At 43.7% G+C, this 14,525-nt stretch carries 11 protein-coding genes and 1 rRNA gene; 11 read left to right on the top strand and 1 reads right to left on the bottom strand.

Going from position 1 to position 14,525, the window contains the following annotated elements; all coding sequences use genetic code 11:
* The first annotated feature begins 9 nt into the window (after positions 1 to 9).
* The 11 genes from rrf (at position 10) to GNP95_RS23280 (ending at position 12,959) form a co-directional block, all read left to right on the top strand.
* Positions 10 to 126 (top strand): 5S ribosomal RNA (gene rrf, locus GNP95_RS23335).
* A gap of 645 nt (positions 127 to 771) precedes the next feature.
* Entirely contained in the window at positions 772 to 1,983 is a 1,212-nt protein-coding gene (locus GNP95_RS23330) for a bis-aminopropyl spermidine synthase family protein (RefSeq protein ID WP_155613237.1), read from the top strand.
* 467 nt (positions 1,984 to 2,450) lie between these two features.
* A complete protein-coding gene (locus GNP95_RS23325; protein ID WP_155613231.1) occupies positions 2,451 to 4,001 on the top strand; it encodes a glycine betaine uptake BCCT transporter in 1,551 nt (516 codons plus the stop codon).
* A 341-nt stretch (positions 4,002 to 4,342) separates the two neighbouring features.
* A complete protein-coding gene (locus GNP95_RS23320; protein WP_196427299.1) occupies positions 4,343 to 4,912 on the top strand; it encodes a TetR/AcrR family transcriptional regulator in 570 nt (189 codons plus the stop codon).
* 147 nt (positions 4,913 to 5,059) lie between these two features.
* Positions 5,060 to 5,974 (top strand): NmrA/HSCARG family protein, encoded by a 915-nt coding sequence (locus GNP95_RS23315; RefSeq protein WP_155613229.1) that lies wholly within the window; start codon positions 5,060 to 5,062, stop codon positions 5,972 to 5,974.
* Positions 5,975 to 6,551: 577 nt separating this feature from the next.
* Positions 6,552 to 8,132, top strand: coding sequence for an alpha/beta hydrolase domain-containing protein (locus GNP95_RS23310; protein WP_155613228.1), 1,581 nt, complete (start codon positions 6,552 to 6,554; stop codon positions 8,130 to 8,132).
* Positions 8,133 to 8,225: 93 nt separating this feature from the next.
* Positions 8,226 to 8,675 (top strand): response regulator transcription factor, encoded by a 450-nt coding sequence (locus GNP95_RS23305; RefSeq protein WP_155613227.1) that lies wholly within the window; start codon positions 8,226 to 8,228, stop codon positions 8,673 to 8,675.
* Positions 8,672 to 9,793 carry a sensor histidine kinase gene (locus tag GNP95_RS23300; RefSeq protein WP_155613226.1) on the top strand — a complete coding sequence of 374 codons (1,122 nt, stop codon included), beginning with the start codon at positions 8,672 to 8,674 and terminating at the stop codon, positions 9,791 to 9,793. The genes GNP95_RS23305 and GNP95_RS23300 overlap by 4 nt, the downstream gene beginning before the upstream one ends.
* 810 nt (positions 9,794 to 10,603) lie before the next feature.
* Entirely contained in the window at positions 10,604 to 11,554 is a 951-nt protein-coding gene (locus tag GNP95_RS23290) for a LacI family DNA-binding transcriptional regulator (protein ID WP_155613225.1), read from the top strand.
* Between the two features lie 76 nt (positions 11,555 to 11,630).
* The gene (locus GNP95_RS23285) at positions 11,631 to 12,257 is read left to right on the top strand and encodes an HAD family hydrolase (RefSeq protein WP_155613224.1); all 627 of its coding nucleotides are present in this window, start codon (positions 11,631 to 11,633) and stop codon (positions 12,255 to 12,257) included.
* Between the two features lie 63 nt (positions 12,258 to 12,320).
* The gene (locus GNP95_RS23280) at positions 12,321 to 12,959 is read left to right on the top strand and encodes an HAD family hydrolase (protein ID WP_155613223.1); all 639 of its coding nucleotides are present in this window, start codon (positions 12,321 to 12,323) and stop codon (positions 12,957 to 12,959) included.
* A 392-nt stretch (positions 12,960 to 13,351) separates the two neighbouring features.
* Here the strand turns inward: GNP95_RS23280 and xerS are convergent, their stop codons facing one another.
* Positions 13,352 to 14,422: a tyrosine recombinase XerS gene (gene xerS, locus GNP95_RS23275; RefSeq protein WP_155613222.1), complete on the bottom strand. Its 1,071-nt coding sequence runs from the start codon at positions 14,420 to 14,422 to the stop codon at positions 13,352 to 13,354.
* Between the last annotated feature and the right edge of the window lie 103 nt (positions 14,423 to 14,525).

Genomic DNA, 14,525 nt, shown 5'->3' with positions numbered 1-14,525 from the left:
CTGAGCACGTTTGGTGGCAATGGCGGAGGGGTTCCACACGTACCCATCTCGAACACGACCGTTAAGCCCTCCAGCGCCGATGGTACTTGGACCGCAGGGTCCTGGGAGAGTAGGACGTCGCCAAGCAGTTTAATAAACTAATATGAAAACGACTCTACATGGTGGAGTCGTTTTTGCTATTAATAGGACTCGTCCCCTTCCTTATTATATATACCTTCTATTGGCAGAGCAGGAGAACTAGCCGGTATGGTAGGTGACGATACCACTAAAACGATAGCAGTTATGCAATCAATAACATTAATTACCACATGCTACCCGCGTACGTTCTTTAATTTGAATTTATCATATGTATCGGATTCAAGTGCGAACTTAAAGCCCTCTGGTCAGCTTGACTACAACAAATTGTGCGTGGTAATATAAATTAATCATTACTAAGGAGAAATGTTGATGTCGGCGGTAGTTCTTAACTAACCAAATTCCATACTTGAAGTTTTCAACAGTCCCAAAAACCAATTGCTGAAATAGCAAGGTTTATTTCGTTATGGACACCATGAGGACTTCGGAATTAGTTAAGAACAACGGATAATGATCAAGGCCTTAGTGCTGCCTATTGTTATGCACCCACAATCCGTGCTGTTTTCAGCTCGGATTTTTTTGTTTTTTTGCGGTGTTTATTTAGGCAGATTCCAAAAAGGGCAGGGATGACGTATGTTCATTCCTGCCCTTTTTTATTTTCATTATGGTGAAATTACAGTTTATAGGAGGGTTTGTATGAAGACGTATATCGAACAAGTAAGTGAGCATATTCTACTGCAAGAAGGAACACAGGTGATCAAGCAGCTCTTACTCGAATGTTACTTGAACCCGGGAATTTCAACAAAAGAATTGGCACGAAAAACGCTGCTTCCGACCCCTGTCGCTGCGGCTATTAAACGGGAATTTATTAAAGCAGGGGCGCTCGTCCAGGATCGCGGTGTCCGCTGCACAACTGACGGACTTGCATGGATTGAGCAGGAATGGGGATTCCGTGGCTTGGATCAATCCCTTTATCACGATTTGTTTAATGAGATAAGATGGATTGAAAGTCTAAAAGATATGTTACCTATTCTGGAGGAAATATTATCACAGCGGCCGTCTGTAGATGTTCAGATCGATCAGTCCAAATGCACACCCGAAACGAGCTTACGCCGAGCTATTCTTTGTTTGAAGCACCATGCGTTGATCGGAAAGAAAATTTTATGCGTAGGCGATGATGACCTGGTAAGTGTGTCTATTGGTTTGCTGCTACAGCGGTTGTTTCCGGATATCGGGCACAGCGTTGCGCATGTGGATGTTCTGGATATTGACGAAAGATTCCTAAAATATATTGAATCGATTGCGGAGGAGTGGGGATTACCAATTACGTGCCACCGACTTGATTTGAGGGAGCCACTACCGGAAAACCTTCACAAGCAGTTTGATTGTTTCTTTACGGATCCTCCGTATACGCTTCAGGGAATGGGTCTTTTCGTATCACGCGGTATACAAGCTTTGAAAAGGGAGAAGGGGCTGCCGATATTTCTCTCTTTTGCCCATAAATCGCCTGCCTTTATGCTTGCCATGCAGCGGGAATTTGTCCGCATGGGGCTGACGGTCAACGCTAATTTTCCGCAATTCAACGCCTACGAGGGAGCAGAAATGATTGCCAACCGGAGCCAAATGTTTATTCTGAGGACAACGGATCAGACAAAACCCGAATATATGGAGAAATTCACGGATGCCTTGTATACAGGCGAGGTGAAACAAACACTGCGTACTTACCGCTGCAAACAATGCTCCAGAGATGTGTATGTCGGTATCAACGAGGAGTTTGCGACCATTGAGCAGTTAAAGAATGAAGGATGCACGGGCTGCAGCCATGATACATTTGAACTGGTGGCCAAACAACGGGTTCCTTCAGAAAGGAATGACAAGGCTGATTATAAAGCAGGTCGAAGTTCGTGATTTTTGAAAAACTACGTACGGACTAAATGAGCGCTTTGAACAGGAAGGGGCTGTACAACGGTCTGTTAATTGCAGATGATAAGAATATACAACTCCAAAAATCGATTGATCTATATGTTAAAAAATTGAGTTTTTAAAACCCGTGGATAATTAAATCCAACGGGTTTTATTTTTATTAAAACGAATGATGAAAGGATCTAAGAGGGAAAAAGGCAAGTTACGGCAAAGGGTACAACATCTTGTCCTTAAACGTACATGTTATTGTCTCCGACATGTGACACATGTCTAATAAGGCTGAGACAGAGAGAGGCTGAGTCAAAATGTCTGAGCGTTTACTATTTGAAAACTCTGTTTAATATCGCTACAGGTCAATTTGATTTTATGGGAGACCTAATTTCCCGAATACTTCAAATTTAAGTAACACACACTAATCGAATCAAAGTATTTATTATTATGGAGGTTCATTTATGGTTTTCACAATTGCAATTACCATTGTGGCTATTTTTGCAATATGGGGTGCAGTAGCCCCTGACCAGTTGGCAAATACCGCTAATGTCGCATACAATTTCTCCATCAACAATTTCGGCTGGTTTTATTTGCTGGCTACTCTGTTTTTCTTGATCTTCACTTTTTATTTAGCATTCAGCAGGTTTGGCAGCATCCGTTTGGGAGACGACGACGATGAACCGGAATATTCCACATTATCTTGGCTGTCGATGCTATTTAGCGCAGGGATGGGAATTGGGCTTGTATTCTGGGGAGTCGCTGAACCGTTGTCTCACTATTTATCTCCGCCTGAGGGCGTAGAGGGAGGTACGACAGAAGCAGCGAGGATCTCCATGCGTTATTCTTTTTTTCATTGGGGACTGCATCCATGGGCTATTTATACAATCATCGGATTGACGCTTGCTTACTTCCAGTTTCGCAAAGGTTATAAAGGCTTAATCAGTTCAACCTTTATCCCTTTATTGGGGAAACGGCTGGCTGCCGGCTGGCTGGGAAAGGTAATCGATATTTTAGCCGTTATTGCCACTATTTTTGGGGTGGCTACTTCGCTTGGACTCGGGGCTCTTCAGATTAACGGAGGATTGCGTTATTTATTCGGGGTTCCTAATACGGCAGCATCTCAGATTGTTATTATCGTTGTTGTGACCGTACTGTTTCTCATCTCCGCCACAACAGGCTTGGACAAAGGAATTAAAATTCTCAGCAATACAAACTTAGTGATAGCAATCCTCTTAATGGTATTCGTATGGACTACAGGTCCGACCTCTTTTATTTTCGATATATTTACGACTACGTTGGGCAGCTACCTGCAGAACATAGTCAATATGAGTTTGAGGCTAACTCCTTTTTCAAGGGGAACCTGGGTCGGAGCGTGGACGTTATTCTATTGGGCCTGGTGGATCGCATGGGCTCCCTTTGTTGGAACTTTTATTGCAAGGGTATCCAGGGGAAGGACGATTAAGGAATTTGTCATTTGCGTCATGATTATACCGAGTTTGTTCGCTTTTATCTGGTTTTCGGTATTTGGCGGTACGGGCCTTCATCTGGAATTGTTCAATGCTGCCCAGTTGGCAATTGCAGTTAAAGAAGATACGACTACCGCTCTTTTTATCACACTAGAGCAGCTGCCCCTAGGTACCATATTAGCATTTATTGCTACGCTCCTTATTATGACCTTTTTTATCACTTCTGCCGATTCGGCTACCTTTGTGCTGGGCATGCTGACCTCAGACGGCAAGCTCAATCCCAGCGCAAGAGTGAAATTAACCTGGGGAATTCTGCAATCCGCCATAGCTGTAGTTCTGCTGATTAGCGGCGGATTAAGCGGCCTTCAAACTGCCTCCATTGTAGCAGCCTTACCTTTTGCAATTGTCCTGATCGGGATGTGTTTCTCACTGCTCAAAGCTCTTCAGGCTGAGGACAAAGAGCGCCGTCATCGAGAAAAACGTCAACGCCAAAAGCTGAAACGATTGCTCGAAGAACAAGAAGAATTCAAGATTCCTATGAAATAAGCTGGCGGATCCTCACATACTTCCGAGGCAAAAAGGTTACGTTGTTCGGAACGGGCTAAGAAAGCTTGCAGAAACAAGGATTCATTCGAATTTTCGGGTTAGCATCTAAATGTCTCTACCCCGATGGAATTTTCATTATACACGGCTGATTTTTTACAGATCCACCCGACCCATGAGGATACAATAGACCACTCCTGATTGTGTAGTTATGTTATGAGTTAGGAAATTCAGCTTATTAAGCTAGCGGGCAATACTGTTATATTAAATTTTATTACCGAAGTAATATAATTCATTTTCCTTGATAAATGATTTATAATAGGTCAAGGGGGTTGGACGCGAATATGAGTGCCAGAGGTGCAACCAAAGAAGCTATTTTGACTACAAGCATAAATTTATTTAATCAATATGGATTCGAAAATGTAACGATCAATCAGATTTGTCAAGAAATCAATGTGACCAAAACCGCGTTTTACTACCATTTCAAATCTAAGGACGAATTGATTTCTGAATTTTTTTCGTTTGACAACCTCGTATCCAACGACGATTTGTTGAACATTCTTGCCGTTACCGATTTGGCCGAGCAGGCCATCAAAGCGATGGAAATATTCGTGAAGCACATTGTCCGATCGGGCGTCGAAATGACGAAGGAAAATTATCGGGTTCACTTGCGAAATCAAATCCTTCCGCTCGATAAGAGCAAATCCGCGCTGCTCGGCAGCATTATTCCTGCTTTGCTTCAACGGGCCAAAGACGCGGGCCAAATCAAAAATCCGGCGAGCGCCGAGGAACTGCTGGACACTATGTGCAATCTGGCCAACGGGGTTATTCTGAATTGGGCCATGACAGGCGGCAGCTTTGATATTCTGGAAGAAACAAGAAAGCGATTTGAAATTTTGTTGGTCGTCAAATGAGATAAGAGGCAGGCAGGACGCTCCGCTCAATAGAGGGAGCGTTTTTTAGTTTGTTTTCCACGTGTAAAATATACATTACCTCGGTGTTGACATTATATTACCTCGGTAATATAATTCGGTTATTCGAAGCGAATGGAGTGATCAGATATGGAGCAAAAGGAAACAAGAACGATATTGGTGATAGGCGGTACCGGTACGCAAGGCGGCTACGTAGCCCGAGAGTTGTTACGGCACGGCCATCGTGTGCGTATTCTGACCCGCAATCCTGAATCCGAGGCCGCCCAAACGTTAGCTGCCGAAGGTGCGGAAGTGAGCCGGGGAGATTTAGCCGATCCGGCATCGCTCGGACCAGCCATGCACCAGGTAGCGGCGATTTTTTCTGTGCAGTACGCCGATCCATACGACCAGACGATTGAGCCGCGGAACGCCGCCAACATGGTCCAGGCCGCCAGGGACGCCGGAATCGAACAAGTCGTCCATACCTCGGTCGCCGGCAGCAATTTTTTTCCGCGCTGGGATAAATACGAGTATTTGGCTCGGACATGGGACAATAAATACGACATCGAAGAGTTGATCCGTGGCGGCGGTTTCCGGTATTGGACGATCTTGCACCCGTGCTGGTTTATGGAAAATTTCGTGGAGCCCCTTTCAGCCTTTATGGCACCGAAATTGAAAAACGGCGTCTTGTTCGGCACGATGCATAGAGACACGCCGTTGAAGCTTAATTCGGGGGAGGATACGGCCCAATTCGCACGCGCGGCGTTCGAAGATCCGCAGAAGTTTCATGCCAAGGATATTAATGTCGCAAGCGACGAGCTGTCCATGTCGGCAATTGCCGATACGTTAAGCCGGGTGCTTGATAAGAAAGTGGTTTTCGAAACAGTCGGCAGCGATGAAACCCGAAATCGCGGTATGCTGGAAGGCACGACTTATTTCATGGAGTGGTTGGAGGAATTCCCCGGATTCGGCTTCGATATGCAGGAAACCAGGCAGTATGGCGTGGCGCTGAAGTCGTTTGCGGAATGGGTGGATGAAAATAGAGATCGGTTCGACATTCAGTAAGTAGCTGATGTTGGCGGCGGAAGTGAACGAACATGTCCGGCGTGATGGCACATTAAAAAGATAGCCTATCTCCTGGTCAATCAGACCGAGTGAGAAAAGCGATCTTTCTCATTCATGTACTAGATGCAGGCGGGTTAGCGGCACGAGGTTGGAAAACAGCAGAGAAGAGGCGTAGCGTTGGCGTGGACTCCCAACATGAAAAAACTTCTATAAGATAAGATAAGATAAAAGCTTCTGTACTAAACGGGAGCTTTTTTGTCTAATGACACAAAAGTGGATACATTAAAAATAAGCTAAAAAGCCTGATTTATCAGGCTTTTTTTATTTTATGTAGCCAAAATTGTGTCATTAAAAAATGCACAAAAGGGACCACATTGTAGGATTTTGACACAAATGTAACAGTTACTTCAACCGACGAAGCCGCTCTTGCGGCTTCGTCGTATTTGACAGCGAAATACTGATTATAAGTCCGGGTGAAAAACTAACGATTCCTCAACCATCAGCTTGTTATACTCATCCTGTCATCAGTTGACACTATGCATCAGCATAAAGAGAACAGAAATGGAGGATGATAAAGATGAGAAGAATTAGCCAGAAAAAGTTCGGAACTATCCTTGTGGTGACACAAGCGCTCGTGTTGACGACCCTGCTATCTGCTTGCGGAAGTGCCGGTTCAAACGATTCTACTTCGTCCGTCTCTTCTCCGTCGGCTTCTTCATTGGGAGTCGCTTCGGCCAACGGGACTACAGCCACGACGGAATCCGGATTCACCGTAACAGGGCCGATCAATGGGGGCGAACACAAGCAGCCGTTCGGCGCTTATTTCGGTGATATGAAGAAGCTCGGATATGTAGAAGAGGAATACTTTGTTGAAGGCGTAGCCCAGCGGTATGAGCCGGTTGGAAACCTGACGCCCGACGGCAAGTGGAATTTGAAGCCGGATGATACGGCTCCTTATAAGACCAGGATATTGGTCCGTAGACCGATCGATCCGGCGAAATTTAACGGGACGGTATTGATGGAGTGGGCAAACGTCAGTAACGGATATGAGATTTCCTTTGCCGATCCGCACGGGCTATACCAAAACGGATTCGCCTATGTCTCCGTGTCAGCGCAGCCCCTTGGCGTCGAAGGCTACGAGGACAACAACCAAGGATTGAAGGCGTGGGACCCCGATCGTTACGGTAGCCTGTCCATTCCCGATGACGGTGTGTCTTATGATATCTTTACCCAAGCCGCCAGGGCAATCGGACCGAATCGGAAAGGTGACGTCGATCCGATGGGGGGCTTACCGGTCAAGAAATTAATTGCAATCGGTGGTTCGCAATCAGGTAATCGAGTGCTGGCTTACGCGAACGGCGTTCAGCCCATCGAGCATACATTCGATGCGCTAATGCCGATGCTCGAGGCCGGTTCGGCTTCCGACTTCGAAAGAGAACTTGCACATGCGGACGTAACTAAACATAGTCGCGTCGTGAAGGCCAAAGTGCGTGACGACCTCAAGACGCCGGTGATGAAAATCAACACGCAGACTGAAGGGTTGTTCTATGTTCCGTTGCGGCAACCGGATACGGATCTCTATCGCTCGTGGGAGATCGCCGGTGCCTCGCATGCACCAACCCGGCAGATGGAATTGATTCGGCAGAAGACTGATCGTGACGGCCTGACCAACTCGTTGGACACGTATTCACCGTATCGCTCCAGCGACGTCAACTGGCTGTATACCGTCGACGCGGCCATCCTTCATGTTCATGATTGGATCAACGGCGGGGAGGCACCTCCGAGCATGAAGCCTCTCGAAATCGCCAGCAATGGAATGGATTATTCCTATGATGAATTCGGCAACGCCAAGGGAGGTGTTCGCTTACCAGAGCTGGAGGTTCCGATTGCCCGGTATGCGGTCAGCCCTGTGTACGGCCTTGGGGGTTTTACTATTACGTTCACGGCTGAGCAACTTAAAAAGCTCTACCCGACGCATGATGATTATGTGGCCAAAGTGAAAGCTGCGGCAGAGGCTGCCGAAAAAGCGGGGGTCATTCTACCGTACCGGGCTGATGAATATATCCGGGCGGCGAAGGCTGCCCCAATTCCGACCCCGGCAATGCCGGATTTGCCGAAGGTATCGGATATAATGAAGAAGGTCCAACAGACCCGATAATCGCTTACGTTACCCTCCCGGATCAGAACAAGCGCACCGGCAAGACCAGCGACAATTCTCTGTCCTTGCCGGTGCAATAAAGGAGGTTTTGGAATGAAAATTTTACTTGTCGAGGATGAGGAAGAATTGTCCGATATCGTCAGTCGCGGATTGCGCAAGTACGGCTATGCTGTGGATAAAGCTTATGACGGCGAAGAAGCAATGGATTACTACAGCGTCAATGAGTACGATATCGTCATTCTTGATCTGAACATTCCCAAGCTAGACGGGCTGGAGGTCCTCGGAAAAATCAGACTCAATGACAATCGGACAAAGATTCTCATTTTGTCCGCCCGGAGCGCAGTCGACGACCACAAAGGCAAAGCTATCGCTACTGAACAGCTACTAAACCATGTATGGGATAGCGATGCTGCTCTCTATCCGGATAGCTTGAAATACCATATTCATTCTATAAAGAAGAAGCTTGTGGAAGCCGGTTGCCCTCCTGATCTTATTCAAAATATTCGCGGTGTCGGCTATAAGGTCGAGGAAACGTCGGGATGAAGATTGCGAACAAGCTTTCATTACGCATTAGGATTACGCTCCTGGCCGGCGGCATTCTGGTCCTCTGCTCTATTATTTTAACGGGTGCCGCATTTTATAATGCTTATACTTTATTTTACGAATTGACGGCAGCCGAAGTGTTGCTTCCTCCGAACGCGCCACAGAGCGCTGAGCTAGGCGATGTTCCTATTAACACGGTCAGGTCTACCGTATTAGCTGCCAAGGCACATTTCGATCATGTTGGTCTAACGACCCTAGCAGCTGTATCCATACTCGGAATGGTGATGGTCTATACTGTAGCAGGGCGTTCGTTATTGCCCATCCATCGCTTAAGCAAAACGATCGCTACTATAACTGAAGCCAATCTAAAGAAAAGGATTCCCGAAGAAGGACGCAAAGACGAGGTCGGGGCGCTCGGGCATTCTTTTAACGTCATGCTAGATAGGCTCGAAAGATCGTTCGTCAGGCAAAAACAATTCTCCGCGAATGCGGCCCACGAACTCAAGACGCCGCTCGCCACAATCAACGCCGGCATACAGGTGCTTCGTCTGGAAGAAGCGCCGACGGTGGCCGATTACGAAGAGACATTGACCACGGTCGAACGCAACGTGAAGCGGCTTATGGCCGTCGTAGACGACTTGTTGACGCTATATGACGAGCAAGACGAAGGCTCTATAGACGCGGTTAACTTAAAGGAGATGTTCGATACGATATGCGGCGAACTTCGCTTCCGGTTCGAAGAGAAGCAATTGGAGGTTGACTTGCATTGTGAGCTGCAAACCGTACAGGCCAATCCGGTCTTGTTGTATCGGGCATGCTTCAACTTGGTCGAGAATGCGGCCAAATATAATAAGGACGGCGGCAGGATCTGGATCAAGACGTTTGCGGAAGATAGGGGCGGCAAGATTGTCATTTACGATACCGGCCGCGGAATTCCAGCCAGTGAACTGCAATCTATTTTTGATCCGTTCCATCGAGTGAACAAGTCACGTTCACGTAAGGAAGGTGGTGCCGGGCTGGGACTTTCCATTGTCAAATCTATTGTGGAGAAGCATGGATGGCGAGTTTCGGTGGAGAGTGTGCCGGAACAAGGATCGACATTTACCATTATGTTTTGAATGGGGGAATAACAATGGGATTGATGCAGAACAAAGCCGGTTTGATTATCGGGGCAGGCTCTGGGATTGGGAGAGCAAGCGCTTTGGCTTTTGCAAGAGAAGGAGCCAGGGTGATGGTGTAGGATTTCAATGAAGAGTCCGGTCAGGACGCCGCTCGTTCAACTGTTTTTTGAGCTCCAGAACAAGCGGCTGCGATGCAGGCGCGAATCCCGCTCGGACGAATCTCTGAACCCCAAGATCAAGGAAATGCGGCGGTGTAGCTGTGCTCTGACATGGCTAAATATGTAACAGGCGTCGCTTTGCCGGTAGACGGCGGATTTGTGGCGGGAAAATAGCAAACCGGGTTAGGTGGCTTGTGCGGGGTACCTAGCTGAACAGAGAAAGGATTGGAACTGAGAAAGAAGGTTGAGGTATTGCTACGGTTATTTCATCAGGCAGCTTTCTCAAAATGAGTTCGGTAAAGTACCGAACTCATTTTAAATCCAAATCTAGGGACCAGTCGTTTTGTGCATTCTTGTATTAGGGTATGGCTTGTATTCGACCATGCAGATCGAAAATTCAAGAATTCAAGTAACAGGGAACAATAATTGTCGAGGGACAAGAACATCAGCCGATTACCGATTAGATAAGTATCTAATACCATTTTATTAAGCTACCTGTCAGAATAATTATAATGAGATTGATTTTTTTTAATTCTGAGGTAAAAAAGCTTATACTTTACCTAAGACGATGAACTCAGTCAATGATTTTTTCTTTGCATGAAAAGCGAATATCACTTCGAAAACTAAAATGATATAGGAGAAAGTGGTAATGGCAAATATTATTGATATAGCAAAGCGTGCGGGTGTGTCGGTATCAACAGTATCAAGGGTGCTAAATAATCATCCTTACGTATCTGAGTCTAAGCGGAAAGCAGTGCAAGATGTGATTGATGAATTGGATTACACACCAAATCGCTTAGCAGTAAATTTAATCCGTAAGGTGACAAGGAGTATCGGTGTAGTCATGCCTTACAACAACAATCAAGCATTTGATCAGCTGCTGCATGGCGTACTTAATCGATCGGTTGAATATGAGTATTCTGTGATGGTTCTTCCTACGAAATATGACCCTCAAATAGAGCTTAGTTACTTAAATATGTTGAAGAATAAACAACTGGATGGAATCGTTATTACATCGCGCTCGAACACTTGGGAGACGATAATACCATATACCAAATATGGAACAATTGTTGCGTGCGAGTTTACGGACCATCATGAGATTGGCTGCGCCTATGTGGATCGATATGCATCTTTTTTAGATACGTTTCAACTGTTAAAGGATAAAGGTCATTCACAGGTCGCTTTTACAACAGCAAGAGGAGAAGAGAGCACTAGTACATCGCTGATAATTAAAGCGTATAAAAAAATTTTTGGTGATCTGCCTGCAGGATATCATATCAGTGATTGTCACAGCATTGATGATGGGTTAAGAGTGGCTCAACAACTGCTTAATATGGAGGTTAGACCCACGGCTGTTTACGCGAACGGTGATGAAGTTGCAACGGGCTTTTATCAGTATGCAAGGAGCATACAATTGAAAGTACCGGATGATCTAGCGATTATTGGCCAAGAGAATCAACCTGTTGGAATTGGTTTAGGCCTATCTACAGTTGATCATAAATTGGTTAAAGTCGGTGAACAGGCTTTTGATCTTGTAATTGAAAACTCTCAAAATAAGGTGAAAATTCCTTATCATATCATTGTACGGCAATCAATATAACTGTTGACCTGAAAAGGATTTCATCCTTTAGCATTCATTAAGGGAGCTTTTTTATAAATGCTAGGAGGATGAAATTATGTACAGTACCGTTATTTTTGATATTGATGGCACAATAATAAATACTGAACAAGCGGTGTTGGGATCCTTACAGAAATTGCTGGAGAAAAATTATGATCGGAAAATGGAGCAGCATGAACTCGCATTTGTGCTCGGAATCCCGGGAACAGTATCCTTGGGGCAACTAGGTATTGAAGATATTGAACATGCGAATAAATGCTGGAATGATCTTATGAGTGATTACCGGCATACCATTCATGTATATGAGGGTTTTCAACAAGTGTTTACTAACCTTAGGGAGCAATCGATTGTAACAGGGGTTGTAACTTCTAAGACAAAAAAAGAGTTTCAAGATGACTTCGTCCCATTTGGACTCTCTCATTTTCTTCCTTTTGTTATATCTGCAGAAGATACAGAGCTACACAAACCTCATCCGGAGCCATTACTTAAATTTCTTGAACTATCTGGTGTAAAAGCTGACACATCTATATACATCGGTGATACCATTTATGATTACGAATGTGCTAGAGACGCTGGAATAGACTTTGGATTAGCATTGTGGGGATGCAATCAACCTGATTCTATTCCAGCGAAGTATAAGTTCGAGAGTCCAGAAGAGATTTTGACTCTTTTTGATTTCAGTTAGTATTATGCTTCGCTCTAAATATTTTTCTTCATTAAGCTAATGGAATAAAAAGAGGGTGTACACTTGAAATACAAAGCAGTTTTATTCGATTTTGATGGAACACTTGCAGATACACTGCCTGTATGTTTCTATTCATTTCAAACAATCTTTAAGAAATACGATGGCAGAACTTTGTCTAAAAAAGAGATGATCGAAATGTTTGGCCCATCGGAGACTGGTATCATTGAACAAAATTTGCAGAATAAAGAAAAAATGACGGAAGCAATAGAAGATTATTATTCTTGTTACGAAAGAGAGCATTGTAATTTAGTAAGGATGAATGAGGAAATAATTTATATGATTGAACACCTAAGGAAGAGAAAAATCTCAATTGGTATTGTAACAGGCAAGGCTAGAAAAAGTTTAGAAATATCACTTAAGCACCTATTCTTAAGTGAATTTTATAAAGTAGCTATTAGTGGTGATGATGTAGTTAACCCAAAACCGCACCCAGAAGGTATTAATAAAGCATTAAAAGTACTCGGAATTTCTCCCCAAAATACACTCTATGTTGGAGATAGTAATGCAGATATTGAGGCTGGAAAAAGAGCAGATGTGGAAACAGCTGGGGTTAACTGGCTTATTAATTCACACGGAAGTGCATTTACGATTAAACCAGATTATGAGTTTTCAAGTATAACAGATTTCATGAAAATCTTCTGAGTAATCTGAGTGGGGATCATTTGAAATCTTGGTACTATCGAAGAAGTGGAAACTGTATTGCTCAAACACTGATATTTTCGGCCGCTTAAAACAAATTTAAAAACCCACTGATTAAATTAAAAATAAATCAGTGGGTTTAGCTTTATATTCGAAATGGTAAAAGAGTAGAGCTAAATATATTTGTTCGTTAAACCCACTGATTAAATAAATCAGTGGGTTCAGTTTGTTATTTAATGATAAAAGAGTAGAGCTAAATAAATCATTCGTTTGTGACACAAACCATGTGAAATAATGTTGTCGTAGTTTGACACACTGCATGCTCCTTTATAGACATATGTACAAAATACGGATTTTGTGAAAATGTCAAAGAAAACCCGCGTTGCTACGCGGGTTTATCGATCCATATTATTTACAGCATTACGCATCTCTTCATCTGTTAAGTGTGTGTATATCATCGTTGTTTGAATAGATGAATGCCCTAATTGATTCTTCAATCTTGGCACATCATTATTTTCTAAATGATATCGCGTTGCAAATGAGTGTCTAAGCGAATGCACTGTTAAAGAGGGTTTCCCAAAAGCAGTTGCATATTTTTCAACCAGCTTTTCAATTGAGCGTTGTGTCAAACGCCGGCTTTTTCCTTTACGACCTACAGGAGCTGCAATAAATAAATAGTTCTCGTGTTTATCTGGTACATATCTTGCTTCTCTGATCTGCAGATAATTTTCTATATCCAATAAAGCCTGCTTACTGAAGTAAACATATTGTTCTTTATCACCTTTTCGTACCACTCGTACTAAAGCTTTATTCATATCTAAGTCATCAATATTAATGCCTGCAACCTCGGACAATCTAAGCCCTGAACCCAAAATCAGCGAAACAATAGCTGTGTCACGCTCCCGATTGAATTGATGAAACGTAAAGATCCGCTTATTATCTTTATGTAGTTCGCCGAAATCATAAGCTACAAATTGCCTAAATGATTCAAAATCATCTTCTCTAAGGATTTTTCCTTCAATTCGGTTTGCAATGGTTTCTTGGCTTTCTTTGACGGCATTTAAGTCTACTTTGGCCATCACATTTCGTTGAAGATAAGGCCTCAGATCGCTTGTTTCAGCCTTATTCTGAAGGTAATCAAACAAAGATTTTAACGAGGACAATTTGCGATTTATCGTAAGTTTCTTGTTTCCAAGCTGATAATCCAGGAACGACAAAAAATTTTCCACTTCACGAACGGTTAATCGCTCTAGAGTTTCTAAGTTTATTTCTTTTCGACTTGATGAAGTTAGATTCTCAGCAATCAGCCAATCAAAAAATATAATGTAATCATGGCAATAATTAAGAAGTGTCGTTGGAGATAATTTGCGTTTTTTACTATCGATAAATTCTGTAACATACCAAGGTAAATCCGACAGTTTTTCATCAATTCGTTGCATATAGTGCATTTTCATTTGTTTATCCATAAATGTGCAAACCTCCATGATTCCAATATACTTAATTATTATTTATTCGTCAAATTATTATTTTACGTAATTATATAGATACTACTCCCTGAATAAAACAACC

Origin of the sequence: Paenibacillus woosongensis (genome assembly GCF_009725165.1) — a bacterium.
In the GTDB taxonomy this organism is placed as follows: Bacteria; Bacillota; Bacilli; order Paenibacillales; family Paenibacillaceae; genus Fontibacillus; species Fontibacillus woosongensis.
Note: the sequence above shows the minus strand (reverse complement) of the source record. Positions and strands in the feature narration are given on the sequence as shown.